The 26,367-nt window shown below is 63.2% G+C and carries 27 protein-coding genes; 7 read left to right on the forward strand and 20 right to left on the reverse strand.

The window, feature by feature from the left end; genetic code table 11:
• Positions 1 to 4 precede the first annotated feature (4 nt).
• The 3 genes from ACVOLS_RS11280 to ACVOLS_RS11290 are packed head-to-tail and all read right to left on the reverse strand — an operon-like array spanning position 5 to position 5,018.
• Positions 5 to 1,360 carry a purple acid phosphatase family protein gene (locus ACVOLS_RS11280; RefSeq protein ID WP_481545683.1) on the reverse strand — a complete coding sequence of 452 codons (1,356 nt, stop codon included), beginning with the start codon at positions 1,358 to 1,360 and terminating at the stop codon, positions 5 to 7.
• A 32-nt stretch (positions 1,361 to 1,392) separates the two neighbouring features.
• Entirely contained in the window at positions 1,393 to 2,502 is a 1,110-nt protein-coding gene (locus ACVOLS_RS11285; protein WP_481545684.1) for a phytase, read from the reverse strand.
• A complete protein-coding gene (locus ACVOLS_RS11290) occupies positions 2,499 to 5,018 on the reverse strand; it encodes a TonB-dependent receptor (protein ID WP_481545706.1) in 2,520 nt (839 codons plus the stop codon). The genes ACVOLS_RS11285 and ACVOLS_RS11290 overlap by 4 nt, the downstream gene beginning before the upstream one ends.
• A gap of 204 nt (positions 5,019 to 5,222) precedes the next feature.
• Between ACVOLS_RS11290 and upp the strand changes: the two genes are divergently transcribed.
• The gene (gene upp / locus ACVOLS_RS11295; protein ID WP_481545685.1) at positions 5,223 to 5,855 is read left to right on the forward strand and encodes a uracil phosphoribosyltransferase; all 633 of its coding nucleotides are present in this window, start codon (positions 5,223 to 5,225) and stop codon (positions 5,853 to 5,855) included.
• Between the two features lie 56 nt (positions 5,856 to 5,911).
• Positions 5,912 to 6,322: a g-type lysozyme inhibitor gene (locus ACVOLS_RS11300; protein WP_481545686.1), complete on the forward strand. Its 411-nt coding sequence runs from the start codon at positions 5,912 to 5,914 to the stop codon at positions 6,320 to 6,322.
• Positions 6,323 to 6,461: 139 nt separating this feature from the next.
• Here the strand turns inward: ACVOLS_RS11300 and ACVOLS_RS11305 are convergent, their stop codons facing one another.
• From ACVOLS_RS11305 to rsmD, 7 genes are all read right to left on the reverse strand, one after another.
• Positions 6,462 to 7,259 carry an alpha/beta hydrolase family protein gene (locus ACVOLS_RS11305; protein WP_481545687.1) on the reverse strand — a complete coding sequence of 266 codons (798 nt, stop codon included), beginning with the start codon at positions 7,257 to 7,259 and terminating at the stop codon, positions 6,462 to 6,464.
• 135 nt (positions 7,260 to 7,394) lie between these two features.
• Positions 7,395 to 8,285 carry an MBL fold metallo-hydrolase gene (locus ACVOLS_RS11310; RefSeq protein ID WP_481545688.1) on the reverse strand — a complete coding sequence of 297 codons (891 nt, stop codon included), beginning with the start codon at positions 8,283 to 8,285 and terminating at the stop codon, positions 7,395 to 7,397.
• Positions 8,286 to 8,777: 492 nt separating this feature from the next.
• The gene (gene ggt, locus ACVOLS_RS11315) at positions 8,778 to 10,520 is read right to left on the reverse strand and encodes a gamma-glutamyltransferase (RefSeq protein ID WP_481545689.1); all 1,743 of its coding nucleotides are present in this window, start codon (positions 10,518 to 10,520) and stop codon (positions 8,778 to 8,780) included.
• Positions 10,517 to 10,801 carry a YfhL family 4Fe-4S dicluster ferredoxin gene (locus tag ACVOLS_RS11320; RefSeq protein WP_481510864.1) on the reverse strand — a complete coding sequence of 95 codons (285 nt, stop codon included), beginning with the start codon at positions 10,799 to 10,801 and terminating at the stop codon, positions 10,517 to 10,519. Before ACVOLS_RS11320 ends, ggt begins: the two co-directional genes overlap by 4 nt.
• A gap of 313 nt (positions 10,802 to 11,114) precedes the next feature.
• Positions 11,115 to 11,603, reverse strand: coding sequence for a hypothetical protein (locus tag ACVOLS_RS11325; RefSeq protein WP_481513534.1), 489 nt, complete (start codon positions 11,601 to 11,603; stop codon positions 11,115 to 11,117).
• Between the two features lie 39 nt (positions 11,604 to 11,642).
• Complete coding sequence (coaD, locus tag ACVOLS_RS11330) at positions 11,643 to 12,146, reverse strand: pantetheine-phosphate adenylyltransferase (protein ID WP_303746714.1); 504 nt, start codon at positions 12,144 to 12,146, stop codon at positions 11,643 to 11,645.
• Positions 12,143 to 12,763 carry a 16S rRNA (guanine(966)-N(2))-methyltransferase RsmD gene (gene rsmD / locus ACVOLS_RS11335; protein ID WP_481545690.1) on the reverse strand — a complete coding sequence of 207 codons (621 nt, stop codon included), beginning with the start codon at positions 12,761 to 12,763 and terminating at the stop codon, positions 12,143 to 12,145. Before rsmD ends, coaD begins: the two co-directional genes overlap by 4 nt.
• Before the next feature lie 215 nt (positions 12,764 to 12,978).
• Between rsmD and htpG the strand changes: the two genes are divergently transcribed.
• The 4 genes from htpG to ACVOLS_RS11355 all read left to right on the forward strand — a co-directional run bounded on the left by htpG (position 12,979) and on the right by ACVOLS_RS11355 (position 18,221).
• On the forward strand, positions 12,979 to 14,883 hold the full coding sequence (gene htpG, locus ACVOLS_RS11340) for a molecular chaperone HtpG (protein ID WP_481545691.1): 1,905 nt from the start codon (positions 12,979 to 12,981) through the stop codon (positions 14,881 to 14,883).
• A gap of 403 nt (positions 14,884 to 15,286) precedes the next feature.
• Positions 15,287 to 16,720 carry a signal recognition particle-docking protein FtsY gene (gene ftsY / locus ACVOLS_RS11345; protein WP_481545692.1) on the forward strand — a complete coding sequence of 478 codons (1,434 nt, stop codon included), beginning with the start codon at positions 15,287 to 15,289 and terminating at the stop codon, positions 16,718 to 16,720.
• A 152-nt stretch (positions 16,721 to 16,872) separates the two neighbouring features.
• Complete coding sequence (gene mutY, locus ACVOLS_RS11350) at positions 16,873 to 17,928, forward strand: A/G-specific adenine glycosylase (protein ID WP_481545693.1); 1,056 nt, start codon at positions 16,873 to 16,875, stop codon at positions 17,926 to 17,928.
• Between the two features lie 17 nt (positions 17,929 to 17,945).
• The gene (locus ACVOLS_RS11355) at positions 17,946 to 18,221 is read left to right on the forward strand and encodes an oxidative damage protection protein (protein WP_481545694.1); all 276 of its coding nucleotides are present in this window, start codon (positions 17,946 to 17,948) and stop codon (positions 18,219 to 18,221) included.
• Between the two features lie 158 nt (positions 18,222 to 18,379).
• Here ACVOLS_RS11355 and ACVOLS_RS11360 read toward each other — a convergent pair whose 3' ends face one another.
• The 10 genes from ACVOLS_RS11360 to ACVOLS_RS11405 form a co-directional block, all read right to left on the reverse strand.
• On the reverse strand, positions 18,380 to 18,841 hold the full coding sequence (locus ACVOLS_RS11360; RefSeq protein ID WP_481545695.1) for a DUF6491 family protein: 462 nt from the start codon (positions 18,839 to 18,841) through the stop codon (positions 18,380 to 18,382).
• 96 nt (positions 18,842 to 18,937) lie between these two features.
• A complete protein-coding gene (gene lolD, locus ACVOLS_RS11365) occupies positions 18,938 to 19,648 on the reverse strand; it encodes a lipoprotein-releasing ABC transporter ATP-binding protein LolD (RefSeq protein WP_481545696.1) in 711 nt (236 codons plus the stop codon).
• The gene (locus ACVOLS_RS11370; RefSeq protein ID WP_481545697.1) at positions 19,641 to 20,882 is read right to left on the reverse strand and encodes a lipoprotein-releasing ABC transporter permease subunit; all 1,242 of its coding nucleotides are present in this window, start codon (positions 20,880 to 20,882) and stop codon (positions 19,641 to 19,643) included. Before ACVOLS_RS11370 ends, lolD begins: the two co-directional genes overlap by 8 nt.
• 24 nt (positions 20,883 to 20,906) lie before the next feature.
• Positions 20,907 to 21,086: a hypothetical protein gene (locus ACVOLS_RS11375; protein WP_481545698.1), complete on the reverse strand. Its 180-nt coding sequence runs from the start codon at positions 21,084 to 21,086 to the stop codon at positions 20,907 to 20,909.
• A gap of 220 nt (positions 21,087 to 21,306) precedes the next feature.
• Positions 21,307 to 21,561, reverse strand: coding sequence for an FAD assembly factor SdhE (locus ACVOLS_RS11380; protein ID WP_481545699.1), 255 nt, complete (start codon positions 21,559 to 21,561; stop codon positions 21,307 to 21,309).
• A 213-nt stretch (positions 21,562 to 21,774) separates the two neighbouring features.
• Complete coding sequence (locus ACVOLS_RS11385) at positions 21,775 to 22,560, reverse strand: succinate dehydrogenase iron-sulfur subunit (RefSeq protein WP_481517949.1); 786 nt, start codon at positions 22,558 to 22,560, stop codon at positions 21,775 to 21,777.
• Positions 22,561 to 22,578: 18 nt separating this feature from the next.
• Positions 22,579 to 24,369: a succinate dehydrogenase flavoprotein subunit gene (sdhA, locus tag ACVOLS_RS11390; RefSeq protein ID WP_481545700.1), complete on the reverse strand. Its 1,791-nt coding sequence runs from the start codon at positions 24,367 to 24,369 to the stop codon at positions 22,579 to 22,581.
• 3 nt (positions 24,370 to 24,372) lie between these two features.
• The gene (sdhD, locus tag ACVOLS_RS11395) at positions 24,373 to 24,756 is read right to left on the reverse strand and encodes a succinate dehydrogenase, hydrophobic membrane anchor protein (protein ID WP_282268787.1); all 384 of its coding nucleotides are present in this window, start codon (positions 24,754 to 24,756) and stop codon (positions 24,373 to 24,375) included.
• A complete protein-coding gene (sdhC, locus tag ACVOLS_RS11400) occupies positions 24,753 to 25,145 on the reverse strand; it encodes a succinate dehydrogenase, cytochrome b556 subunit (RefSeq protein ID WP_282268784.1) in 393 nt (130 codons plus the stop codon). Before sdhC ends, sdhD begins: the two co-directional genes overlap by 4 nt.
• Before the next feature lie 54 nt (positions 25,146 to 25,199).
• On the reverse strand, positions 25,200 to 25,373 hold the full coding sequence (locus tag ACVOLS_RS11405) for a DUF1674 domain-containing protein (protein WP_481545701.1): 174 nt from the start codon (positions 25,371 to 25,373) through the stop codon (positions 25,200 to 25,202).
• A gap of 39 nt (positions 25,374 to 25,412) precedes the next feature.
• On the opposite strand from ACVOLS_RS11405, the gene ygfZ reads away from it, so the two are divergent.
• Positions 25,413 to 26,270 carry a CAF17-like 4Fe-4S cluster assembly/insertion protein YgfZ gene (gene ygfZ, locus ACVOLS_RS11410; RefSeq protein ID WP_481545702.1) on the forward strand — a complete coding sequence of 286 codons (858 nt, stop codon included), beginning with the start codon at positions 25,413 to 25,415 and terminating at the stop codon, positions 26,268 to 26,270.
• The last annotated feature ends 97 nt before the right edge of the window (positions 26,271 to 26,367 follow it).

Genomic DNA, 26,367 nt, shown 5'->3' on the forward strand with positions numbered 1-26,367 from the left:
CCGCTCACTCCCAGCAACGGTCGTCGCGGCCTTTGGGCGAGACTGCACGCGGGCAATCACGCTGCGGGATGCGCCCTTCGGTGACCTCACTGAACTGCTTGCCGCCATCGACGTTGCGGTTGATCTGGAAGGCGTCATACAGACGACCGGTTGCCGTACGCGCTTCGTAACGCAGACCCTTGTCGTCCAGCCGCAGCACCTGGAACAACTGGGTATCCTCGGCAGTCGGCTTCATCGTCGCGCGAGCCTCCGGCGACAGGCGGTACTGCTTGGGACCGGCGACGGACGAGACGTATTGCGGCAACGCTGCACCAGCATCGGCTCGGCGACCATAGGTGTGATCGTGGCCCTGCAGCACCAGATCGACCTTGTGCCGCTGCAGTACAGGGCGGATCTCGCTGGCAAGCACTGAGCTGTCCCGCTCCGCGCGCAACGGATACAGCGGCTGGTGTACGACCACGATGTTCCAGGGCTGGCGGCGGCTTTCCAGCACGCCCTCCAACCAGTTCGCCTGCGCCTTGGCGGTACCCAGATCCAGCGCCGACGTGCCGTCCAGCACCACCACGCGCAGGCCCTGATAGTCGAACCAATAGGTCGTACTGGCAGCAGCTGGCGCGCCATTGTTCGGCAACGCGAAGGTAACTGGCCAATGCTTGCCCAGCACACGCCGTTCCTGCGGCGTGTCCTCGAACTCTTCGAAGTACTCGTGGTTACCAGCGGCCGGTGCGACTGCCGTGCCCGGCAGCAACCAGCCACCGGCGGCAAACCACTCGCCCCATTCGTTGTCATCCTCGCCATCACCACCACTGACCAGATCGCCAGCAAACAGCGTCAACCGCGCATCCGGCGCAGTCTGCCAGCCCTGCCGGATCACCCGACTGACATGGCTGAGGTTCTTGTTCTGGGTATCGCCGAAGTACAGAACGGTCAGCGGCTGACCGGCGGCAGCGGCCGTACGGAAGTGCTGCCATGCACTCCAGGTGCCCTGCCCCCGCACCCGATAGGCATACAGCGTGTCCGCCTGCAGACCCTCAATCAGCGCACGATGGTGCTGGCTGTTGCCGTTCTCGGTCTGCAGCAGCTGGCTGCTCGCAGTGAGCTGTCGCACCTGGCCCATGTCTGGTGAGTCGCCAGCCACTGTGATTTCCAGCAGCGCCGGCTGGGCCAGCGGCGCGGTACGCCACGCTACCGCGAAACCGCTGCTGGCATCCTGCGCTGGCGACGCGACGATGCGGTCCGGGAAGCCACTGGCCGCGTAGTGCCGGCTCCCCGCCGGCACCTGCGTATTGGGCTCGGCAGCTGGAGCGGCCCCCACCGCTCCAGCTGCGCCCAACAACGCTGCACCAATCAGAACGACCAACGGCAGTCGCCGCCTCAAAGAGCCATGCCCCCTCACTTGCCACAGTCCTGCGGCAACGACAGCGCCTTGGCGATGTCACGCCAATCGAAGGCCACCACACCTTGATCGTCGTGCACCGCGTACAGCGCACCCTGCGGGAAGCGTGCCGAGACCTGCTGGCTGTTCCAGATACCGTCGGTATTGGCCACGGTATTACCGTGGAACGAGCCCACCGGTGCCAGCGTCTTGCGATCGAACAGGTGGAAGGTACTGCGCTCCTTGCCCTGCTCGGTGGTGATCCACCAGCCGCCATCGCCACAGGTACGCAGCATCACGCCTTCGGCCTGCGCCTTGAACTGGCCGCGACCAAAGGTCTCGCCACTGAAGTCACCGGCAAGGTTGTAGACCTTGAACTCACTGGCATAGGTTTCGTCTTCTTCGGCGATCAACAGACGGTCGTTGGCCGGATCGCCCCAGATCGACTCGACCACACGTAGCGCGCCCTTCGGCGAGCTGTCGCCGATGCTGCGCACCAGCCTGGCCTGCACCGCACCGCCATCAACGGTCACGTGATAGCGACGCACGCGTTCGTTCAAACGCTCCAGCGCCGGCAGGATGTCGTTACCCGCCGCATCCTCGCCATCGTCGTAGGAGTCGGTGACGTACAGGTCATAACCGCCCTGCACCGGGTTCACCCACAGGCCATAGGGCTTGCGCAGATCATTGCCCGCAAACACGCCCAACGGCTTGAAATCCGGCAGCTGCAGCACCTGCACCCGGTGGTTGTCGCGTTCAACGATGAACACCAGGTCGTCCTGCACGGCAATGCCATTGGGACGGTCGAACTGACCCAACGCGGTGCCAGTGCTGCCGACGTCACGCAGATGCCTGCCGGTCTGGCCGTCGTAGACCACCAGCTTGTCGGTGGCCTTGGCGGTGGCGATCAGCCACAGCCGGCCATCGGCACCGCGCCAGCTGGCCGGCGAATCGATGTTGTCAGCCGGCGTCATTGGCGTCAGGAACGCCTCGGCTACCAAGGTGGACGGGGCAGCGGTCGCGCCCTCGGCAAGATCGGCCGCAGTAGGCGGCGTGCTGGACTTCGGCACCGGCTGGCAGGCACTCAGCACCAAGGCAACGGCGGTAGCGAGCAGCGCGGCCCTCACAGTGCCACCTTCACGCCGATCGCGTAGGTGCGGCCGTATTCCTCGTTCTGCAGGGTGCGCGAAGATATGCCCTGATACAACTCCAGCGGCTCATCCAGCAGATTGGAGGCTTCCAGATACAGACTCACGTTCTTGCTCAGTTTGTAGTCGAAGCTGAAGTCGAGCTGGGTATGCGGCGCGACATAGATATCAAATGCACGGCTGTCGCCGATGGTGTCCAGGTACTCACTGCGATAGACGCCAGCCAGACGAGTACTGAGACCACCCCACTCATAGCCGATATGCGCGCTGTAGATGTTCTTGGACGCACGCGGCAGGTTGAAGTCCTCGCCCTCGCGGTCGGCGATGCCCGGATCGAAGTCGGTATCCAGCCAGGTGCCGCTGGCACCGACCAGCAGGCCAGCCCATGCGCCCGGCAGGAAGCTCAGCTGCTGCTGCCAGTTGAACTCGGCGCCGAACACCTTGGCCTTGTCACCATTGATCGAGCGGGTCACGTCGAAACCCGGGTACTCGGGATCGATCTTGCTCTCGACCTGCACGATGTAGCCATCGATGGACTTGTGGAACAGGCCCAGCGAGATGATGCCGCTGTCGCCCAGGTAGCGCTCGAACGAAAAATCCAGATTGGTGGATTCGTACGGGTCCAGGTTCGGATTGCCGATACGCGCTTCCTTGTCGTCGCGGTTCACGGCCAAACGCGGCGAGACGTCACCGAACGACGGGCGCGCCACCGTCTTGTTGACCGAACCGCGCAACACCCAATCATTGTTGGTGTCATAGCGCAGATGCAGGCCCGGCAGCACGCTCGTATAGCTGTTGTTGGCGATACGCGGTGTCACGACGACGGTCTTGCCGTCGCTGGCGATATCCACGTCGTTGCCCGTTGCATTGAACTGGGTGTTCTCGACACGGACACCACCGATCACGCGCAGCGCACCGATGTCCCAGGTGCCCATCGCATAGGCCGAGAGGATGTCTTCACTGGCGACGTAGTCCTCTTCCAGCGAGGTCATCTTGTTGCCGGCAACGTCGCCGGACTTGGCGCTGTACTTGCTGCCGTTGGCCGCCCACCAGGCGCGCATCGCCGCCGAGCTCATGCCCTGGCCGAGGCTGCCACCGCGATGATCCAGTGTCTTGCCGTTCCAGCTGGACAGATCGACCGCCGGACCGTTTTTCAATTCCACCTCATCCACATTGACATCACGCTCGCGCCAACGGCCCAGCACGCCGAACTTGTAGCTGGCCTTGTCGCCGTCGAAGCGGATGTTGAGCTGCGCGCTGCGTTCGCTGTCGTCGATCTGCTTGGGCGAGAGCACCACGCGATCGAACACATAGTTGCCGTTGTCCATCCAGCCACTGTCACTCAGGCTGATGCCAGGGATGCCGCTGTTCTGGTTGAGCGTGGCCGACATATCGCCACCGTCATAGTCAAAGCGCGCTTCCATTTCATCATTCACCCGCTCGCGGGTCTTGGTATAGCCCAACTTGTAATCCAGCACCGCGCCGCTCAGGCGGTTTTCACCTCCGAGGCTGACCGCAAAGGTGTTCTCTTCCTTGGTGCGGTAGCGCATGCGCTTGCTGATGGCATCAGCCGGCAGATCGTCCACCTGATAGCGACCGCCGCCCAGGGCGGTGATCGAGCCCGCATCACCAAAGCCAAAGATCGTGCGCTGCCGCGTTTCGGCATCGTCGAACTGGCTGTACAAGGTGCGCAGGTAGTAGCGATTGTCGTCATCCGGACGCCAATCAAAGTTCAAGTTTGCACCAGTGCGTTCGCGCTCGATGGTGTACTTGCGGCGCTGCACCTCGACCGCAACCAGATCATCCTCAGCACCACCATCGAACTTGCCGTACTCCACTTCGGTGTTGTCAGATTCAAACGTACGCTTCTGGTAGTTCACACCCAGCGCAACACCGAAGGTTTCCGCAAACACTTCGCTGTAATTGAAGGCGGCCTTCGGGCTGGTCTCACCCGACAGCTCCTGGTGGCTGCCCTCCAGCTTGCCCTTCAGGGAGCGGCCATCACGATCGAAAGCGGAAGCCGATTCCACCACCACCGCGCCACCAATGGCATCACCCGGCATATCCGGCGTGGCCGACTTGATCACCCGCAGGCGCTCGGTGGACTCGGACGGAATCACGTCCAGTGGTGCTGCGCGTGAGGAGTCCTCCGGTGTGCCGATGGCGATACCGTCGATGCTGACGCTGTTCAAGGCCGCATCCAGGCCACGGATCACCACGAAGCGACCCTCGCCCTGATCGCGGGTAACGCTGACGCCGGGCAGCCGCTGCAGCGACTCGGCGACATTCATGTCCGGGTAGTCACCCATCGCGTCGGAGGCAACCGCATCCTGCACGCCATTGGCGTCGCGCTTGAGCTCGACGGCGCGGATCTGCGCCTCGCGCTGTGCTCGTACCTCGATGCGCTCCAGGTCGATGGCAGCTGCCGCACCGCTGGCGAGCGTGGTCGTGCCATCGGCCGTGGCCTGTTGTGCATATGCAGGCGCGACAGCCATGCAGGCCACCGCGGTCGTCACCGCCACCACCAAGACGCTCTTGCGCACTACCGCCCCCAATCTGTGTAAAGGATGGGTGTGCACGGTATGTCCGTTCAATTGCATGACTGTTACAGACGCGCGGCTGCAATATTTCAGTCCGTTACTGGCTGGGTACAGCAGGACTGCGGCAAACTATCCGCTCTTCCCTGTCATCACACCGCCATGAAAATCGTCGAAGTCCGCCACCCGTTGGTCCAGCACAAGATCGGCCTACTCCGCGATGCATCCATGAGCACCAAGGATTTCCGCGAGGTCGTCAACGAACTTGGCACCTTGCTGGCCTACGAGGCCACCGCCAATCTTGAAACCGAAAGCCACACCCAAGCGGGCTGGGCCGGCCCGGTGCAGGTCCAACGGATTGCCGGCGCCAAGATCACCGTGGTACCTATCCTTCGCGCCGGCCTTGGCATGCTGAGCGGCGTGCTGTCGCTTATTCCGGCCGCGCGCGTCAGCGTTGTCGGCCTGCAGCGTGACGAGGAAACCCTGCAGCCGGTGCCCTACTTCGAGCGACTGACCGGTCGCCTGGAAGAACGCGACGCACTGATCCTGGACCCGATGCTGGCCACCGGTGGCACCTTGATTGCCACCATCGACATGCTCAAGCGGGCCGGCGCACGCCGCATCAAGGGCATCTTCCTGGTCGCCGCACCGGAGGGCCTGAAGGCGTTGGAAGCCGTGCATCCGGACGTGGAGGTCTATACCGCCGCCATCGACGAACGCCTGAACGAGAAGGGCTACATCATGCCGGGCCTGGGCGATGCCGGTGATCGCATCTTCGGCACCCGGATCGGTTGAGCGTCGCGGCAGCCAGACGGTTGCCGCCGCCCCTCCCCACGCAGACGGTGAATACGATGAAACACATCATCATTCTGGTTCTGGCCACAGGGTTTGCACTCGGCACGCAGATTGCCGCTGCCGCCGACAAGGTCACCACGACGCCGGTGCAGTTCGCCAAGAACACGCACAGTTTCAGCACCAGCCATAGCCTGCTTGGCTATGACAGCGTCAACTACACGCTGGATGCCAAAGCCAGCCAAACCATGCAGGTCAGTCTGACCGGCAACAGCAACGTCGGCTTCAACATTTATGCCCCCGGTGATGTTCCCGGTGTTGCCATCGCCCTCGGCAGTGGCAACACCGGGCAGGCGTGGAACGGCACATTAGCTGCATCGGGAATCTATACCGTGCAGGTCTACCAAGTGCGTGCAGCCGCCCGCCGCGGTACGCAGGCAGCCTATACGATCACCTTTGCAATTCATTGACGGTGATCCCCGCCATGCGAGACGGCATGGCGGAATCGGCTACGCCAGCAAGCGCGACCCTGCTGCACGACCAGTGCACTGAAAGCAGCTCACACAGATCAGGATGCCCCGTGCAGCCGGCTTGGCCGAGTGCTCCCCATCAACGCCGTAACCAGCGCTCATCTGCAGCAGCGGGTGCTGCCAGCAGGGTCCGCGCCTGCTCATCCTTGAGCAGTTCGGCACGCAGGAAAGCGGTGCCTAGCTCGCGCGCCCGCTCGAACAGCGGCTCCGGCTCCCCGCCGATCAGGTTGTGGTCGCCACCGGCAAGCACCACGCTGGTCTTGTTGCCGGCAGGTGCAGTCTCGACGGGATAGAGATGATCGACAGGATCACTGACAAAGCCCGGCACCAGGTCCTTGTCGCCGGTGACCAGCAACAACGGCACTGCCAACGAGGCATATGACTGCTCATTGATCAGGCCCGGAATCCGCCCCGGCGACGAGAAGCCGACTACCGCCACCACCGATGGATCTCGCAGCGGCCCCAGGCTGCTCAGCGCGCCACCAAGCGTCGCCGAAACCAGTGTGCCCAAGCTGTGACCGGCGGCAGCGACAGGCACTCCCGGCCAATGCTCCGCCGCGTAGACGCTGACGGCGCGCATGTCGGCGAAACGCTCGCTCAAACCCTGCTGCAGCGAGAACCGCTCACGCTGCGGATACTTCATCGAGTCCACATGCAACGGAGCCAATACCACGAATCCGGCATCGGCCCATGACTGCAGCAGGCGCTCGTAGCGCTCCGGCCAGGCCCCGTGCCCGGTGGAAAACAACACGACGCCACGTACCTGAGCAGGCTCCCATATTGCCAACGTGGTGGAGCGCTCGGCACTGATACGCAATGGCAGTACCTGGGCAGGCGCCGCCAACACACTGGCAGCCGGCCCCAGCAACAGGAGCACAGCAAGCCCGGCGCGTCGCAGAAGAGAAGGAAGTTTCAAAACATTGCCCCGGATCTGGATGATGGGACCAATGTCGGTTTTGAAGGCTTCCGCAATCAGTGCCGGAAGTCAGTTTTTTCCCTGCCGTTGGTCAGTTCAGGCAGCTAGCGAACGCGCCTTCAACTCACCCACCTCATGGGTGGTGCCAAAGCGCCCCTTCTCATCACGCACCACCTGCGCCATCGCGCAGTGCGGATCGTGGGTGAAGAACAGGTGCACATTGCGCGCCAGCTTGTCTTCCAGGAAGGCGCGCTTTTCGTCGATCAGCAACTCGGCATTGCGGTCGTAGCCCATGGTGATCGGCACGTGCACCCAGGAGCGCCCGGGGATCAGATCAGCGCAGAACACCACGCCGCCGCGCGGCTGGCCGTTGACCCGCTCGGGGCCGACGATCTCGGCCAGCATCAAGCCTGGTGTATGGCCATCGCTGAAGCTGAAACGCACCGACTCGCCCAATGCTTTCGAATAGGCACCGCTGACGATTTCCAGGCGCCCACTGGCTTCCAGCAATCCAGTCAACTCGGGAATGAAGCTGGCCCTATCACGCGGGTGCGGATGTTTGGCCCGTTCCCAGTGCTCAGCACCAATCACGAAGGTCGCATTGGGGAACAACAGCTCCGGCTCACGACCTTCCGACCACGGTGCCAGCAAACCGCCTGCGTGATCGAAATGCAGATGACTGAGCACGACCACGTCGATGTCTTCATGCTCGAAGCCTGCTTCACGCAGTGAGTCGATCAACACATGACGCGGCTCCTGCACACCATAGCGCTCGCGCAGCTTGGGCTCGAAGAAAGCACCGATGCCGGTTTCGAACAACACCGTCTTGCCACCCAGCGGACTGGCCAACAGTGCCCGGCATGCCAGCTCGATACGATTGGCGTCATCGGCCTGCGCCCAGCGCTCCCACAACGCCTTCGGCGCATTGCCGAACATTGCGCCGCCATCGAGTTTTTGCGAGTTACCGCGAATCGACCATAGTTTCATATGAAAAATTCTACCCGCTGCGCGTTAAATATTCGCAAGGATCTGGTGCCGAATAATTGACGGGGAACGGCATGGATAGGGAACGCAGTGTTGCTTGATGTCTGGGGTGATGAGTCGCCGAGGAGCCGTAGTTTGGGTTTGGGTTTGGGTTTGGGTTTGGGTTTGGGTTTGGGTTTGGGTTTGGGCTTGGGTTTGGGTTTGGGTTTGGGCTTGGGTTTGGCCCTGCCCTTGCTCTCATGCCGTCATTCTCGCGCAGGCGGGAATCGCTCTTGCTCTTCGCTCTTTGCTTATTCACTTCCCCCGCTCCCCCAGGCGGAGAAGCAAGTACAAAAACTGGAGCAGGAGCGATTCCCGCCTTCGCGGGAATGACAGCTGCAAAAAACCAGAGCAGGAGCGATTCCCGCCTTCGCGGGAATGACGGCAAAGATCAAAAGCCGACGCCCTTCCCGCGGCTAAACAAAAACCCCGCCTAAGCGGGGTTTCCTGTTTACCTCAGTCGGCCTTACCCGACTTGCGGACCTCGGCACTGCCTACCGGGTTACGTGGATCGCTGCCGCCACTGAGTACATTGCTGCGTCGGTCCCACTCCACCGTCTGCAGGTTGCCCCAGACGTGGCTGGAGCCACGGCCACCTTCGGCCGAGTCGCCCGGCAGTTCGACCTTGTGGCCCATCGCCTGCAGCTGCTTGGCCACTTCCGGCGAGAACGCACCGGTCTCAGCCGAAATTTCATCCGGCAGCCACTGGTGGTGATAGCGCGGCAAGGCGGCTACCTGCTGCGCGTCCAGGCCTGCGTCATAGCCGAGGATGCCGAGCAGGACCATGGTGATGATGCGGCTGCCACCCGGCGTGCCGATCACGACGACCTTGTCGTCGTTTTCCATGAAGGTCGGCGTCATCGAGCTGAGCATGCGCTTGCCCTTGGCCGGCGCGTTGGCCGCATAACCCATCACACCGAAGGCATTGGGCGTACCCGGCTTCAGCGCGAAGTCGTCCATCTCGTTGTTCAGCAGCACACCGGTGCCGGCCGGGATCAGACCGGAGCCGTACAGCAGGTTCACCGTCTGGGTACCGCCAACGCGGTTGCCTTCGCTGTCGATGATCGAGAAATGGGTGGTCTCATCATCTTCCAGCGGCGTCGGGTTGCCCGACAGCAGGTCGCTGGGCGTGGCCTTTTCCGGGTGGATGGTTGCACGCAGGCCCTGCGCATAGTCGCGGCTGGTCAGCACCTTCTGCGGGATGTCGACAAAGTCGGGATCGCCGAGGAAGAAGGTACGGTCGCGATAGGCGCGACGCATCGCTTCCACCACCAGGTGGGTGCTGTGCGCCTGATCCATCTTGTTCAGATCCCAGGGTTCGAGGATCTGCAGCATCGAGGCCAGCGCGATACCGCCGGAGGACGGCGGCGAGGCCGTGGTGATCTTCCAACCACGGTAGTTGAACACGATCGGCTCACGGGTCTTGACCGTGTAGCCGGCCAGTTCCTCTGCAGTCCATCGCCCGCCGGCCTGCTTCACGCCGGCCAGCAGCTTGCGCCCGGTCTCACCGCGATAGAAGCCATCAAAGCCGTTGGCCGCCAGCAACTGCAGCGTATGCGCCAGCTCCGGCTGCTTGAAGATGTCGCCCTCGGCGATCGGCTTGCCGTTGCGCAGGTAGACCTCGCGGGTGCCCGGGTAACGGTCCATCACTTCACGCCGGCTGGCATAGCCGCGGGCCATGCGTGCATATACCGGGAAACCATCGGTGGCGACGCGGATTGCCGGTGCCAGCGACTCGCTCAGCGGCAACTTGCCATGCTCGCGCGCCAGCTTCACCAGCGCCGCCGGCAGGCCAGGGATGCCGGCCGACCACGGGCCATTGACCGAGCGGTCACGGTCCAGGTTGCCGTTCTTGTCCAGGAACTGCTCCGGCGTTGCGGACTCGGGCGAGGTCTCGCGCGCATCCAGCATCAGGTCCTTGCCGGTCTTGGCGTCGTGCAGCAGGAAGAACCCGCCACCGCCCAGGCCCGAGCTGATCGGCTCGACCACGGCCAGCGTCGAGGACACGGCCACCGCGGCATCGAACGCATTGCCGCCCTTGCCGAGGATTTCCATACCGGCCTGGGTCGCCAGCGAATGGCCGCTGGCAATTGCGGCGCCATCGGGGTGTGCGGCGCGGGCCGGTGCGGTATCGGCTGCCCACGCGGCCGGTGACAGCACCAGTGCGAACAGCAGCAGGGAACGGGCAACGAGTTTCATGCCGTTGGATTCTCCGATTGGTAAAACTCAGGGTGATCGCGTTGCAGGCCGGCCAGTTTGGCCAGCAGCTGATCCTCGGTTTCGACGATCTCGGGGTCCGGGTCGATGCATTCGACCGGGCACACCACCACGCATTGCGGTTCATCGAAATGACCGACACATTCGGTGCAACGGGCCGGATCGATCACATAGATCGTCTCGCCCATTGCGATGGCCTGGTTGGGACAGGCCGGCTCACAGACGTCACAGTTGACGCAGAGCTCGTTGATTTTCAAAGACATTGTTGCGGTGTTCCCGTCAGAGCGGGGCTTGCAACCGGCGCCTGCCGGTTCATCGGTCCTGCTGTTCATGGCCTGCCAAGGGCAGCGCCGACAGCAAGCTTACCGGATACTGGTTTTGCCGGGGCTGGGGTGACGGCAATGCCGCCGCCCCACACCGTTCCGCCCGTGAGGATGCTGCCGCTTGGCAACCTCCAGATTGGGCAGGTTTACTTTGGCTCAAACCAGAGCCGCAGCACAGCCAGAGCGGTCCCCGCCTTCGCGGGGATGACGCACTGGCAAAGGCGGGGTCGCTACGCGGCCCCGCGCCAGTGCGTCACTTGGCTTCGACGAAGACGTAGTCGGCGCCGGTCGGCTTGACGATGGTCTGCACGCGGGCGTTGTCAGCGGCGTCGCCGATGAACACCACGCGCACACCCTTCATCGAATCAGCCTGCACGTCCTTGAAGCTGGTCTCGATCAGGTCGGCCATCTTGGCCGAAGCCGACGAACCGAAAGCCAGCATGTTGCCCGGCTGGATGCCACGGCCGACGGCGCCGGTGGCGCTCTCAGCCTGACGGTCGTACTTGGCAGCAAATTCCGGATCCGATTCCGGCGGCAGGTAGTACAGGAACGGGCTGGCGGTGATGTTGCCCATGTTCTGCACGGCAACCGCCTGCAGGTACTTCTTCCAACCTGCGTCGTCATCCTTGGCCGGGGCGACCAGCGCCTGCTGCGCTTCGACTACCGGTGCTTCTTCTTTCTTGCAGGCGGTTACAGCCAGCACCATCGAGGCGGCAAGCAGCACGCGCATCGTGTTCTTCATGATCGTTCTCCCGTTGAAAAGTGGTGGTACTGAAAAGATTTACTGCCCGCGCGCTTCGCGGGCCTTGCGCAACGCTTCAAGCACAGTTGCCGGCACGAAGCCGGAGACATCCCCGCCCAACCGGGCGATTTCACGCACCAGCGAGGAGGAAATGAAGCTGTGCTGCTCGGAGGGGGTGAGGAACAGCGTCTCCACCTCCGGAATCAGATGCCGGTTCATGCTCGCCATCTGGAATTCGTATTCAAAATCGGACACCGCGCGCAGGCCGCGCAGCAGCACCCCGCCGTGCACCGAGCGCACGAAGTGGGCCAGCAAGGTGTCGAAGCCGACCACTTCCACATTCTCGTGGTGCTGCAGGGCTTCCACTGCCAAGGCTACGCGCAGCTCCAGCGGCAGCGTCGGGCCCTTGGACGGGCTCTGCGCCACGCCAACTATCACCTTCTCGAACAGCGGCGCGGCACGGTTCACCAAGTCGATATGACCATTGGTGATCGGGTCGAAAGTGCCCGGGTATACGGCGATGCGGCGATTGGCTGAGGTCATGCGGGTTCGGTCGCGTTCATGTCGCCGCGAAGTGTAGCAGCGGCCCGGCGATAGAGGGCATAGGCCACCTCACGAGTACTGCCCTCGCGGCGCAGCTGCCATTCCGGCGGCAACTGCAGCGCCGCGCCTACCGGCGCTTCCACGTAGAGCCAGGCGTCTGCGGTCAAATGCCGGGGCAGACGTTCGATCACCTGTTCCCACAAACCTGCGGCGAACGGCGGATCCAGGAACACCACATCGGCCCGTGCCGGGGCAGCGCTGCCCAGCCATTGCAGGGCATCACCGGCAATTACCTCAACCTGTGTCCCCGCCCCCAGCTTCCCGACCACACCTCGCAGGGCCGTCACCAGCTGCGGATCACGCTCCACCAGCTGTGCCGAGGCCGCGCCACGCGATACCGCCTCCAGGCCAAGCGCGCCGCTACCGGCGAACAGGTCCAGGACACGGGCGCCGGGCAGCTTCGGCATCAACCAGTTGAACAGGGTTTCGCGCACCCGATCGCTGGTCGGGCGCAGGCCCGGCAATTCAGGAACCTGCAACCGGGTGTTACGCCAGCGCCCACCGACGATGCGCACCTGGCCGCTGGCGGCTGGCGCCTTGCCTCGGACCGGGCTCATCCGCCCCGCACCGGCAAAACCAAGGACAAAACGCGGCAAATCAAATACATCGGCAACCTGGATCCAACAGCTCTGAGTGCTGCAGATGATAGACCAGCACCCGCTCCGGCTGCGGCCCTGGCTGCGCCAACCTTGAAATCGACCCATTCACCCTTACCCATGCTGCAGTCACCGCGCAGCTGCGCGACCTAATCAGCAACGGAGCACCCCGACCGATGACCGAGCAGAATCACAAGGAAACCCGCGGTTTCCAGACCGAGGTGAAGCAGCTGCTGCACCTGATGATCCATTCGCTGTACTCGAACAAGGAAATCTTCCTGCGCGAGCTGGTGTCCAATGCCGCCGACGCCGCCGACAAGCTGCGCTTCGAAGCGTTGACCCAGCCCGAGCTGCTCGAAGGCGGCGCGCCACTGCGTATCCGCATCGAGGCCGACCCGGCCGCGCGCACCCTGACCATCGACGACAACGGCATCGGCCTGAGCCGCGACGAAGCCATCGCCCACCTCGGCACCATCGCCAAGTCCGGCACCGCCGAGTTCCTGAAGAACCTGTCCGGCGACCAGAAGAAAGATTCCAACCTGATCGGCCAGTTCGGCGTGGGCTTCTATTCGGCCTTCATCGTTGCCGACCAGGTCGACGTCTACAGCCGTCGCGCCGGCCTGCCCCCCAGCGAAGGCGTGCATTGGTCGTCCAAGGGCGAAGGCGAGTTCGAGGTCGAGACCATCGACAAGCCCGAGCGCGGCACCCGCATCGTGCTGCACCTGAAGGAAGGCGAAGACAGCTATACCGACGGCTGGCAGCTGCGCAGCCTGATCAAGAAGTACTCCGACCATATCGGCCTGCCGATCGAGCTACAGAAAGAACACCACGGCGAGGAAGCCGACAAGCCGGCCACCCCGGAATGGGAAACCGTCAACCGCGCCAATGCGCTGTGGACCCGTGCCAAGTCCGAGGTCAAGGACGAGGAATACAAGGAGTTCTACAAGCACATCGCGCACGATCCGACCGACCCCCTGGCCTGGACCCACAACAAGGTCGAAGGCAAGCTGGAGTACACCTCGCTGCTGTACACCCCGGGCCGCGCACCGTACGACCTGTACCACCGCGACGCGCCCAAGGGCCTGAAGCTCTATGTGCAGCGCGTTTTCATCATGGACCAGGCCGAGCAGTTCCTGCCGCTGTACCTGCGTTTCATCAAGGGCGTGGTGGATTCCAACGACCTGCCGCTGAACGTGTCGCGCGAAATCCTGCAGTCCGGCCCGGTGATCGACTCGATGAAGTCGGCGCTGACCAAGCGTTCGCTGGACATGCTGGAGAAGCTGGCCAAGGACAAGTCGGAAGAATACGCAGGCTTCTGGAAGAACTTCGGCCAGGTGCTGAAGGAAGGCCCGGCCGAGGACTATGGCAACCGCGAGAAGGTCGCCGGCCTGCTGCGCTTCGCCTCCACCCATGACGGCAGCGGCGAGCAGAGCGTTGCCCTGGCCGATTACGTCGGCCGCATGATCGAAGGCCAGGACAAGATCTATTACCTGACCGGCGAAAGCTTCCAGCAGGTCAAGGACAGCCCGCATCTCGAGGTGTTCCGCAAGAAGGGCATCGAAGTGCTGCTGATGACCGATCGCATCGATGAGTGGCTGATGAGCTACCTCACCGAGTTCGACGGCAAATCCTTCGCCGATATCACCCGCGGCGACCTGGACCTGGGCAAGCTTGAGACCGAGGAAGACAAGAAGGCACAGGAAGAAGTCGCCAAGACCAAGGAAGGCCTGGCCGCGCGCCTGAAGACTGCCTTGGGCGAGGAAGTCGCCGAAGTACGCGTTTCGCACCGCCTGACCGACTCGCCGGCCATCCTGGCCATTGGCGAGCAGGACCTGGGCCTGCAGATGCGCCAGATCCTGGAAGCCAGCGGCCAGAAGGTGCCGGACAGCAAGCCGGTGTTCGAGTTCAATCCGGCCCACCCGCTGATCGAAAAGCTCGATGCGGAAGCCGATATGGATCGCTTCAACGACCTGGCCCACGTGCTGTTCGACCAGGCCGCCCTGGCCGCCGGTGACAGCCTGAAGGATCCGGCCGGTTACGTGCGCCGCTTGAACAAGCTGCTACTGGAACTGTCGGCCTGAGTGTAGTGCCGAGCCATGCTCGGCAGGAGCTTTCCCGACAATCCCTGTAGTGCCGAGCCATGCTCGGCAGAGGCTTTCCCGGCAATCCCTGTAGTGCCGAGCCATGCTCGGCAGAGGCTTTCCCGGCAATCCCTGTAGTGCCGAGCCATGCTCGGCACAGGCTTTCCCGGCAATCCCTGCAGTGCCGAGCCATGCTCGGCACAGGCTTTCCCGGCAATCCCTGCAGTGCCGAGCCATGCTCGGCAGACGACTTACCGGCAATGCCCCAAAAGCTGCCCTCACCCCAACCCCTCTCCCGTGAACGGGAGAGGGGCTTCAATCAACTGCCCTCGCGCTACCTGTAACGCCGGCCACCTGACCGCCAGTGGTAGAATAGACATCTGATTTCAGGCCTTTTTCCTCCATGTTCAGCTTCTTTCGCCGCAAAAAGACCGACGACGCCCAACAGCCCGCAAAGCCGTCCACGCTGAGCGTTGAGGAACTGGCCGCCGCCTTCCCGCAGGCACCATCGGCGCAAGCGCCGCTGCCGGCAGAACCCATTCAGACTGAAACCGCGCAAGTGCCAGTCGAAGCACCTGTCGCTATTCCAACTCCTGTAGAACCAGTAACCGAAGTCGCAGCAGCACCCGCGCCGGTTGTGGAACAGGCTGTCGTAGTCGAAGCAGCTGCTGTCGCGGCACCGGCTCAGGTCGTAGTAGCACCGACTGCTGTCGAAGCACCCTCCCCCGCAATCGTCGAGATCGCTCCGCAGGCAGTCGGGCCAGTAGCTGCGGATCCTGTTGCTCCGGCCCCTTCGGTAGCAGCACCGACACCGGTAGCGACTCCCGCCCCGGCCGTAGCCGAAGTCATCGCTCCAAGCTCTCTCGATTCAGACGCCGCGCTAATCCCTGCTAACGCCGAACCCGCAGCACCGGCCGGCAAACTCGGCTGGCGTGATCGCCTGCGCAACAGCAGCTTCGCGCGCAGCTTCGGCGGTCTGTTCTCGCGCAACCCCAAGCTCGACGACGACCTGCTCGACGAGATCGAGACTGCACTGATCACCGCCGACGTCGGCATGCCCGCGACCACGGCGCTGGTTGAAGACCTGCGCAAGCGCATGAAGTCGCGCGAGTTCGCCGATGCCAACGCGCTGTTGGCCGCACTTCGCGCCGACCTGATCGCGATGTTGCAGCCGGTCGCCAAGCCGCTGGTCATCGACACCAATGCAAAACCATTTGTGATCCTCACCGTCGGTGTCAACGGCGTCGGCAAGACCACCACCATCGGCAAGCTGGCCAAGCGCTTCAAGGATCAGGGTCATAGCCTGATGCTGGCCGCAGGCGACACCTTCCGCGCTGCCGCCGTCGCCCAGTTGCAGATCTGGGGCGAACGCAATGGCGTGGCCGTGGTCGCTCAAGGCCAGAACGCCGATGCCGCCTCGGTCGCGTTCGACGCACTGCAAGCGGGCAAGGCGCGCGGCACCAGTGTGTTGATCGCCGATACCGCTGGCCGCCTGCATACCCAGACCGGGCTGATGAACGAGCTGAGCAAGATCCGCCGCGTGCTCGGCAAGATCGACGAAACCGCTCCGCACGAAGTGCTGATGGTGATCGACGGCACCACTGGCCAGAACGCGCTGTCGCAGCTGCGCCAGTTCCATGCTGCTGCCGGTGTCACCGGCCTGGTCGTGACCAAGCTGGACGGTACCGCCAAGGGCGGCGTGGTGTTCGCGCTGGCCCGCGAGTTCGGCATTCCGATTCGTTTTGCCGGCATCGGTGAGCGCCCGGAAGACCTGCGCGTCTTCGATGCCGAAGCCTTCGTCGACGCGCTGTTGCCGCAGGCCTTGGGCAGCAACTGATCTGCTAGCCCCTCTCCCGTTTACGGGAGAGGGGTTGGGGTGAGGGGAAGCTCTACGAGCGGAATCAAAAGCTCCCCTCATCCGCCCCTTCGGGGCACCTGCTCCCGCAAGCGGGAGAAGGGAAACGCGCAATCGCCAGCCTTCGCGAGCCAATGCCCAACTTCCCCAGCCAACTCCTCACCTGGTTCGACCAGCACGGCCGCCACGACCTGCCCTGGCAGCATCCGCGTTCGCCGTATCGGGTATGGCTGTCGGAAATCATGCTGCAGCAGACTCAGGTCGCCACCGCAACTCCCTATTTCCAACGTTTCGTGCAGTCGTTTCCGACGCTGCGCGATCTGGCCGCCACCGACAACGACACCTTGATGGCGCACTGGGCCGGCCTGGGCTACTACGCCCGTGCCCGCAATCTGCATGCAGCAGCCAAGCAATGCGTCGAGCTGCATGGCGGAGAACTGCCGCGTGATTTCGATGCCCTGCTGGCGCTGCCCGGCATCGGCCGCAGCACCGCCGGTGCAATCCTCAGCCAGGCCTGGAACGACCCGTTTGCGATCCTTGATGGCAACGTCAAACGTGTCTTGACCCGCTACCACGGCATCGCTGGCTTCCCCGGCTTGCCGGCTATCGAAAAACAGCTCTGGGCGCAGGCCGAAGCACACGTCGCGCAGGTGCCGGCCGGGCGCATGGCCGATTACACCCAGGCGCAGATGGATTTCGGCGCAACCCTGTGTTCCCGGGCAAAGCCGGCCTGCATCCTGTGTCCGCTGCAGAGTAGTTGTGCCGCACATGCACAGGGCCTGGTTGATTCACTGCCCACACCGAAACCCAGCAAAGCCTTGCCTGAGCGCGAAGCAACTGCCCTGCTGCTGGAAGATTCCGATGGCCGCATCCTGCTGTTGAAGCGCCCCCCGACCGGCATCTGGGCCTCGCTGTGGACCTTGCCGCAGGCCGATACCGATAGCGCGCTGCGCGAGTGGTTTGCTGCCAGCATCAAAGGCAACTACGACAACGCCCATGAGTTGCCGTTGATCGTGCATACCTTCAGCCACTACCGCCTGCATCTACAGCCGCTGCACCTGCGCAAGGTCGCACTCACATCCAAGGTCGGTGACAATGCAGATCTACGCTGGGTAGCACGTGACGAACTGGCCACACTCGGCCTGCCCGCACCCATCCGCAAACTGCTGGAACGTCATCCAGCGCACTGATTCGACAGGATTACAGCATGCCCCGCTCCGTCTTCTGCCAATACGAACAACGCGAAACCGAGGGTCTGGATTTCGTGCCCTACCCCGGCGAGCTGGGCCAGCGCATCTTCGCCAACATCGGCAAGCCGGCCTGGGCCAAATGGCTGGCGCACCAGACCATGCTGATCAACGAAAACCGTTTGTCGCCACGCGACCCCAAGCACCGCGCCTTCCTTGAGGAGGAGCTGGTGAAGTTCCTGTTCTCTGGTGGCGCGGAAAAGCCGGCGGGTTACGTCGCGCCAGAAGCGGAATAAGGCCGGAAGCCTGTAGTGCCGAGCCATGCTCGGCAGACGCCTTACCGGCGTGGGTTGGCCCGTGCATTAAAACCCCTGCCGAGCATGGCTCGGCCTGGGCTGTGAAGCATTGCTGGTAAAGCCCCTGCCGAGCATGGCTCGGCACTACAGAGGGTGCTTCACTCCGTCTCGGTGCCTTGATCTGCAGCGCGCTCGGAAATCTTGGCTTCGCGCAGCTCTTTCTCGGATGCACGCAGCGCCTTTACATCCAGCGGTTGGATGCTTTCGATGCGGCATGGCACGTGCGCCATCGGGCCACCACCGTGGACGATCACACGATCAAACCGTGCAGATACCCGGCCCATCATGTTGGTGATGGAAATGGCCGGCGCATAGGACAGATCCATGCACGGGCCGCTGAGATTCAACAGCCAGGCTTCGGCCGGCTTGGTCCAGACCGCCAGAGCACTGTCGCCGAGCTCGGTCCAGCCGTTCAACGAACCGAAATACTTGAAACCATTCACCGGCGCGCCGGCGTGGGCCCGATACAATTCAAGCCGTTCGGTACTGCTCAGCTTTCCGGTCGTCGCACAACCGCCGAGAACGGCGGCCAGCACCATCGCAACAAGCACTTTCTTCATGACGGCAATCCTCATTGAAGGAAACAACCTGCTTTCAGCACCTACCCTGGCATCGTAGCCCCACGAGCTCATGGGAGCCATGCTGCCGGGCTTGAATCAAACCCCGCTGCTTGCCAGCTCGTGCAACCGGCCCTCACGCAGCTCCAGCACGCGATCAAGCTTGCGCGCCAAACTGCGGTCATGGGTGACCAGAACCAAACTGGTGCGGTGCACGCGGTTCAACTCCAACATCAGATCGAACACGGTAGCGGCGGTCTTGTCGTCCAGATTGCCGGTGGGCTCATCGCCGAGCACGCAGCCCGGCTGGTTGACCAGGGCACGCGCAACCGCGGTGCGCTGGCGTTCACCGCCAGACAACTCGCCCGGTTTGTGACCTAACCGATGGCCGAGCCCAACTGATTCCAGCAAAGCCTTGGCGCGAACGCTCGCTGCAGCCGGATCACTGCCCCCAAGCATCACCGGAATCATCACGTTCTCCAGCGCGGTGAACTCCGGCAGCAGGTGGTGGAACTGGTAGACGAAGCCCAGCGAACTATTGCGAAGGTTGCCGCGCGCGGCATCGGACAGGGCCGACATGCGCTGACCGGCGACATAGACCTCACCGGCGGTCGGAACATCCAAGCCGCCAAGCAGGTGCAGCAAGGTGCTCTTGCCTGCGCCCGAGGCACCGACAATGGCTACGGTTTCGCCTGCGGCGACATTCAAATCCAGGCCGTCGAACACCGGCGTGTGCATCTTGCCTTCGGCATAGGTCTTGCCCAGGCCTTCGGCGCGGATTACCGATTCCATCAATGCGTTCTCATTCATAGCGCAGCGCCTCGGCCGGCTGGGTGCGGGCTGCGCGCCACGCCGGGTAAAGGGTCGCGGCAAAGCTCATCAGCAGCGCGACAATGGTGATCACCACGATGTCACCGGTCTGCATGTCGGTCGGCAGGCCGGTGATGTAGTACACATCCTCCGGCAGCAACTTGATGTTGAAGACGGTCTCGATCAGGCCGAGGATGCGCTCCAGATTGAGGGTCAAGGTGATGCCACTGATCACGCCGACAATGGTGCCGAAGACACCGATCAAGGTGCCCTGCACCATGAACACCTGCATTACTCCACCGGGCGTCAGGCCAAGGGTGCGCAGGATGGCGATATCGGCCTGCTTGTCGGTGACCAGCATCACCTGCGAGGACACCAGGTTGAACGCACCCATCGCCACGATCAGCGACAGCAGGATGCCCATCACCGTTTTTTCCATGCGCAGCGAGTGGTAGAGGTTGGCGTTCTCCTGCGTCCAATCGCTCACCCGGTAATAGCCGTTGAGGTTGACTGCCAGATCGCGGGCCACGGTATAGGCCTGGTCCATGTCGTGCATTTTCAGACGCACGCCGGTGACGCCGTCCATGCGCAGCACGCGCTCCATGTCCTGCATGTTGGTGAAGGCGACGCCGCGGTCCACTTCATTGGAGCCGGCCTCGAAGATGCCGCTGACCTTGAAGCGCTTGACCCGCGGCATGGCGCCCATCGGCGTGCCCTGCACTTCCGCCAGCGTCGCGACCACGCTGTCGCCGACATCCACGCCCAACCAGATCGCCAGCTCCTTGCCGACCACCATGTTGAACTCGCCAGGCTGCAGGCTGTCCAGCTTGCCCTTGGTCATCTTCTCGGCCAGCACCGAGACTTTGGACTCCTGCGCCGGATCAACGCCCTGGATGATCGCGCCCTGCACCCGCAGGCCGCTCAACATGCCTTGAATCTCGATGTACGGCGCAGCGCCGGCTACGCGCGGGTCCTTGGTCGCCACGTCCACCGCATGCTGCCAATTGGCCATCGGCTCGCCGTCGGCGCTGACCGTTGCATGGGCGGACATCTGCAGCAGGCGGTCGCGGATCTCCTTCTGGAAGCCGCTCATCACCGCCAAGGTGGTGATCAGCACCATCACCCCGAGCGCGATGCCAAGGATGGAGGCCATGGAGATGAAGGAAATGAAGCCATTGCGGCGCTTGGCGCGCAGGTAGCGCAATCCGATTGCGACAGGTAAGGGTTTGAACATGCGTGTCTGCCCGTGAACTGGTCGCTATGGTGCCATTCCCGGCGGCTGGCGGGAAACGCCATGCGCCTTTACGGCCAGTCGCAGTTCACGTCGCTGCGCCCTGGGCAGCGTATCGGGCCAGAACAGCAGCTGATGGCGCTGCTTGCCCAGCCGCCAGCGCAGCACCAACAAGGGGCCGCGCTCGATCAGTTGGATCCGCTCCACGGGCCTTCCATCAACGCTGGCCGATCCGGGCGATGGCGGTATAAGCAGGTTTCGGCATGGCCTTCGCCACTCAGCCCGCGCCTGCAGAAGCCCCCAACCAAGCACGCACAGGGCCAAGGGCCAGGCATGGGCCGGCTCCAATCTGCAGTTCACTATCGAAACAGCGGCAAGTACCGCCAGGCCCGTCAACGCGCGACTCAACCAGCGCGACGGCCGCCACTCACACCGGAAGGGAGCGGATGTAGCTGATAAGTTGCGCCTGCGCCGCATCCGGACAGACCTCGTAGCCCATGGACCAGCGCCACAACTTATCGTCTTCGGTCTCCAACAACTGCAGGAAAACCTTGCGCTCGTCGGCAGGTGCATCCAGCCAGCGGCGGTCAAGATAGCGGCCGAACAGCTGATCGAGCTCGCGCATGCCACGCCGGCAGCGCCAGCGCAGCTTCTTCAACAGGATTTCGTCTTCAGTCTGCATGGCTTCAAGCTTGAGCCCCTCTCCCGTTTACGGGAGAGGGGTTGGGGTGAGGGCCGCTTTTGGAGGAACTCCAGAGCGCCACTCGGAGTTCAGCAAGGGCAACTTCAAGAGCTCCCCTCATCCGCCCCTGCGGGGCACCTTCTCCCGCAGGCGGGAGAAGGGAAAGCTACAAAGCAGCAGCGCTGCTCCGGCTTGCGCCTCGGCACCGCCTCTTTACGCGCGGCGCGCCATCATCAGCTTCTTGATCTCGGCGATTGCCAGTGCCGGGTTCAAGCCCTTCGGGCAGGTACGTGCGCAGTTCATGATGGTGTGGCAGCGGTACAGCTTGAACGGATCTTCCAGATCGTCCAGGCGTGCGCCGGTGTCTTCATCGCGCGAATCGATGATCCAGCGGTAGGCCTGCAGCAGGATCGCCGGCCCCAGGTAACGCTCGCCGTTCCACCAGTAGCTCGGGCAACTGGTCGAGCAGCACGCGCACAGGATGCACTCGTACAGGCCGTCCAGCTTCTTGCGGTCTTCCGGCGACTGCAGGCGTTCACGGTCTGCCGGCGCCGGGGTCTGGGTGCGGATCCAGGGCTTGATCGAGGCGTACTGCGCGTAGAAGTGGGTCAGATCCGGAACCAGATCCTTGACCACGTCCATGTGCGGCAGCGGGTAGATCGGCACTTCGGCCTTGCCGCAATCGGCAATGGCACGGGTGCAGGCCAGGGTGTTGGTGCCGTCGATGTTCATCGCGCACGAACCGCAGATACCCTCGCGGCAGGAGCGACGGAAGGTCAGGGTCGGATCAATCTCGTTCTTGATCTTGATCAGCGCGTCCAGAACCATCGGGCCGCACGCATCGAGATCGATCTCGTAGGTGTCGGTACGCGGATTCTGGTCGTCGTCGGGGCTCCAGCGGTAGATCTTGAAGGTACGCGTGTTCTTCGCGCCGCCCTTGGCGGGGAAGTGCTTGCCCTTGGTCAACCGGGAGTTCTTCGGGAGTGCAAATTCAGCCATGTTCGTAAGTTCCCCGGATCAGTAGACGCGCGGCTTCGGCGGCACCACGGACACGTCATCGCTGAGCGTGTACATGTGCACCGGGCGGTAATCGAAGCTGCACTTGCCCTTGTCGTCGACAGTGACCAGCGTGTGCTTCTGCCAGTTGACGTCGTCGCGGTCCGGGTAATCCTCGTGCGCGTGGGCGCCACGGCTTTCCTTGCGCTGCTCGGCCGAGTTGATGGTCGCCACTGCGTTGAGCAGCAGGTTGTTCAGCTCGTAGGTTTCGATCAGGTCCGAGTTCCAGACCAGCGAACGGTCGGAAACCTTGACGTCCTGGAACGAATCGAACACCTGCGCCATCTTCTGGCAGCCTTCTTCCAGCGTCTTGCTGGTACGGAACACCGCTGCATCGTTCTGCATGGTGCGCTGCATGTTGTCGCGGATGACCGAGGTCGGCGTATCGCCATTGGCGTGACGCAGCTTGTCGAGCAGGCCCAGGGCCTTGTCGCAGGCGTCCGACGGCAGGGTCTTGTGCGCAGCGCCCGGCTTGATCGTCTCGGCGCAGCGGTTGGCCACGGCGCGACCGAACACCACCAGGTCGAGCAGCGAGTTCGAGCCCAGACGGTTTGCACCGTGCACGGACACGCAGGCCGCTTCGCCGATGGCGTACAGGCCCGGCACCACTGCATCGGGGTTGTCGCCGACCTTGCGGACCACTTCACCGTGGTAGTTGGTCGGGATGCCGCCCATGTTGTAGTGCACGGTCGGGATGACCGGGATCGGCTGCTTGTGCACGTCCACGCCCGCGAAGATGCGCGCGCTTTCGGCGATACCCGGCAGCTTGTCGTCGATCACACCCGGGCCGAGGTGGGTCAGGTCGAGCAGGATGTGATCCTTGTGCTCGCCGACGCCGCGGCCTTCGCGGATTTCGATGGTCATCGAACGCGACACCACGTCACGCGATGCCAGATCCTTGTAATGCGGTGCGTAGCGCTCCATGAAGCGCTCGCCACTGCTGTTGCGCAGGATGCCGCCCTCGCCTCGCACACCTTCGGTGATCAGGCAGCCGGCGCCATAGATGCCGGTCGGGTGGAACTGCACGAACTCCATGTCCTGCAGCGGCAGGCCGGCACGGGCCACGAGGCCACCGCCGTCACCGGTACAGGTATGCGCCGAGGTGGCGCTGAAGTAGGCACGGCCGTAGCCGCCGGTTGCCAGCACCACGCCCTGCGAACGGAACAGGTGCAGGGTGCCTTCGGCCATGTCCAGGGCGAGCACGCCGCGGCAGACGCCTTCGTCATCGAAAATCAGGTCGAGTGCGAAGTACTCGATCATGAACTGCGCATCGTGCGCCAGCGACTGCTGGTACAGGGTGTGCAGGATGGCGTGGCCGGTACGGTCGGCGGCGGCGCAGGTACGCTGCGCCGACGGGCCTTCACCGTACTTGGTGGTCATGCCACCGAACGGACGCTGGTAGATCTTGCCTTCTTCGGTGCGCGAGAACGGAACGCCGTAGTGCTCCAGCTCGATGATGGCCGGGATCGCCTCACGGCACATGTACTCGATGGCGTCCTGATCGCCCAGCCAATCCGAACCCTTGATGGTGTCGAAGAAGTGGTAACGCCAGTCGTCCTCACCCATGTTGCCGAGCGCGGCGGAAATGCCGCCCTGCGCTGCCACGGTGTGCGAGCGGGTCGGGAAGACCTTGGTGATGCAGACCGTCTGCAGGCCCTTCTGGGCCAAACCAAACGTTGCACGCAGGCCAGCGCCACCGGCGCCGACGACGACCATGTCGACCTTGTGTTCAGTAATGTTGTAAGCGGACATGTATCAGTTCCCAAACGCGATGCGGGCAACCGCAAAGATGCTGACGATGGCGCCGAGCACGGCGACGAACTTGACCGTGGTCTGCAAGGCCAGGGCCATCAGCGAGTTGTGGATGTAGTCCTCGAGGACCACCTGCAGGCCAAGCTGGGCGTGCCAGAACATGGCGACCAGGAAGCCACCCAGCAGGATCGCGTTCCACGGCTTGGCAATGGTTTCCACAGCGGTAACGTAATCGGCGCCCATCAGGCTCAGCACCAGGCACAGGAACCAGATGGTCAGTGCGACCAGGGCGGTTGCGGTCAGGCGTTGGTGGACGAAGTGCTCGGTACCGGACTTGGCACTGCCAAGGCCACGCGCATTCTTCAACGGGGTGCGGTACTTGCTCATGCGGCAGCTCCCATGCAGACGTAAGCCCAGATCAGCGCGGTCAGCACCAGCGAGGCAATCACCGACACCCAGCTGCTGCGGATGAAGGTAGCCTTGGCGTAGCCGATGGCGAAGTCCTGCACGATATGGCGGATGCCATTGCACAGGTGGTAGGCGAAGCACCAGGTCCAACCGAACAGGATCACCTTGCCGTACCAGGCGCTGGCGTGGGTGGTGAAGCAGTTCCAGGACTCAGGCCCCATCATCAGGGCGAACAAGCCGCCCGCAATGATCAGGGAACCGACAGTCAGAATGATGCCGGTTACTCGATGCAGGATCGAGGTGGCCATCTGGATCTGCCAGCGATACACCTGCAGGTGCGGAGAGAGGGGGCGGGGTCTGTTCGCCATTCGCTGACTCGTATCTCGGCTGGGCGGCTCAATGCCGCGTTGGCTCAACGCTGCTCAGAAATCTATGCAGCGCCCGTTTTTCTCCCAATCGCCATACCGCACCGGATCAAGTCCGCCGCGGCCGCCTATTTCCTGAGGCACCGGGGTTACCTCGGGAAGCGGCTGCTTCTCGGGGACCAACGGGGCTTCAGCTTCGGGCTCGGGAGTGGGGGTTGTTTGGCCTATCATTGGTGGTCTCGCAACGCACAAATTTTAGTCCTCAGTCACGTGTCTGACAACCTCGCCCCAGCTTTCACCGGTTTCCGCACGCTCTCCAAGGCTCAGATCGTGAGCCTTGCGGGAGCCGATGCGGTCGCTTTCGCCCAAGCCCAGTTCGCCAATGACGTGCCCTCGCTGGCCGACGGTCATTGGCAATGGAGCGCCTGGCTGACCGCCAAAGGCCGCGTGCTGTCTATCTTTCAGCTGGTACGGGTGGACGCACAGACCCTGCTGCTGATCTGCCACGACGGCGGTGCCGAGGCCATGGCCGAGCAGTTGCGACGCTTTGTATTCCGCCGCAAGGTCGTCATCAGCCATGCCAGCGCGCTGGCAGTGAATGCTGCGCTGGAAGCGCCCGTTTCGGCGCATGGCGCGCAATTGGCACAGCTGAGCGATGCCATCATCGAGCTGGATGTGGGTGGCGCAGCGGTTCCGCGCACGCTGCAGATCAGCGATGTGGCCGCTGCCATCGACGACAGCGCTGAATTGGCATGGCGTCAATCCGACCTTCGTTTCGGCCTGCCCCGGCTTGAAGACGCACAGCGCGAGCAATGGACGCCGCAGCAGCTCGGACTGGATCGCTTGAACGCCTACAGCGTCAAGAAGGGGTGCTATCCGGGCCAGGAAATCGTTGCCCGTACCCACTTCCTGGGCAAGGCCAAGCGCTCGCTGGCGCTATTGGAATGTGTCTCATTCGCCAATTCTGGCGACGCGGTCCAGCACGCCGACAGCAACATCGGGACCGTCGCCTGTGTGGCAGGCGCATTGGCGCTTGCAGTGCTGCCATTGGAGTTGCCGGAAGGTCCGCTTCTGGTCAAAGGCGAGCCCGCCAGAATCCAGCCGCTATTGGAAGGTCTGGCCCGCTAGGACCTGTAGTGCCGAGCCATGCTCGGCTCGGGGCGTGCCCATGTAGTGCCGAGCCATGCTCGGGAGGGGCGTTACCGGGAAGGCCGCGGCCGAGCAT

The organism is Stenotrophomonas sp. STEN038 (assembly GCF_056759895.1).

Bases quoted from the DNA above. Each gene is read 5' to 3' on its own strand.
- ACVOLS_RS11290 (WP_481545706.1), bottom strand. From the start codon at position 5,018: ATGGCTGTCGCGCCTGCATATGCACAACAGGCCACGGCCGATGGCACG.
- upp (WP_481545685.1), top strand. From the start codon at position 5,223: ATGAAAATCGTCGAAGTCCGCCACCCGTTGGTCCAGCACAAGATCGGC.
- ACVOLS_RS11300 (WP_481545686.1), top strand. From the start codon at position 5,912: ATGAAACACATCATCATTCTGGTTCTGGCCACAGGGTTTGCACTCGGC.
- ACVOLS_RS11310 (WP_481545688.1), bottom strand. From the start codon at position 8,285: ATGAAACTATGGTCGATTCGCGGTAACTCGCAAAAACTCGATGGCGGC.
- ggt (WP_481545689.1), bottom strand. From the start codon at position 10,520: ATGAAACTCGTTGCCCGTTCCCTGCTGCTGTTCGCACTGGTGCTGTCA.
- ACVOLS_RS11320 (WP_481510864.1), bottom strand. From the start codon at position 10,801: ATGTCTTTGAAAATCAACGAGCTCTGCGTCAACTGTGACGTCTGTGAG.
- ACVOLS_RS11325 (WP_481513534.1), bottom strand. From the start codon at position 11,603: ATGAAGAACACGATGCGCGTGCTGCTTGCCGCCTCGATGGTGCTGGCT.
- coaD (WP_303746714.1), bottom strand. From the start codon at position 12,146: ATGACCTCAGCCAATCGCCGCATCGCCGTATACCCGGGCACTTTCGAC.
- rsmD (WP_481545690.1), bottom strand. From the start codon at position 12,763: ATGAGCCCGGTCCGAGGCAAGGCGCCAGCCGCCAGCGGCCAGGTGCGC.
- htpG (WP_481545691.1), top strand. From the start codon at position 12,979: ATGACCGAGCAGAATCACAAGGAAACCCGCGGTTTCCAGACCGAGGTG.
- ftsY (WP_481545692.1), top strand. From the start codon at position 15,287: ATGTTCAGCTTCTTTCGCCGCAAAAAGACCGACGACGCCCAACAGCCC.
- mutY (WP_481545693.1), top strand. From the start codon at position 16,873: ATGCCCAACTTCCCCAGCCAACTCCTCACCTGGTTCGACCAGCACGGC.
- ACVOLS_RS11355 (WP_481545694.1), top strand. From the start codon at position 17,946: ATGCCCCGCTCCGTCTTCTGCCAATACGAACAACGCGAAACCGAGGGT.
- ACVOLS_RS11360 (WP_481545695.1), bottom strand. From the start codon at position 18,841: ATGAAGAAAGTGCTTGTTGCGATGGTGCTGGCCGCCGTTCTCGGCGGT.
- lolD (WP_481545696.1), bottom strand. From the start codon at position 19,648: ATGAATGAGAACGCATTGATGGAATCGGTAATCCGCGCCGAAGGCCTG.
- ACVOLS_RS11370 (WP_481545697.1), bottom strand. From the start codon at position 20,882: ATGTTCAAACCCTTACCTGTCGCAATCGGATTGCGCTACCTGCGCGCC.
- ACVOLS_RS11380 (WP_481545699.1), bottom strand. From the start codon at position 21,561: ATGCAGACTGAAGACGAAATCCTGTTGAAGAAGCTGCGCTGGCGCTGC.
- ACVOLS_RS11385 (WP_481517949.1), bottom strand. From the start codon at position 22,560: ATGGCTGAATTTGCACTCCCGAAGAACTCCCGGTTGACCAAGGGCAAG.
- sdhA (WP_481545700.1), bottom strand. From the start codon at position 24,369: ATGTCCGCTTACAACATTACTGAACACAAGGTCGACATGGTCGTCGTC.
- sdhD (WP_282268787.1), bottom strand. From the start codon at position 24,756: ATGAGCAAGTACCGCACCCCGTTGAAGAATGCGCGTGGCCTTGGCAGT.
- sdhC (WP_282268784.1), bottom strand. From the start codon at position 25,145: ATGGCGAACAGACCCCGCCCCCTCTCTCCGCACCTGCAGGTGTATCGC.
- ACVOLS_RS11405 (WP_481545701.1), bottom strand. From the start codon at position 25,373: ATGATAGGCCAAACAACCCCCACTCCCGAGCCCGAAGCTGAAGCCCCG.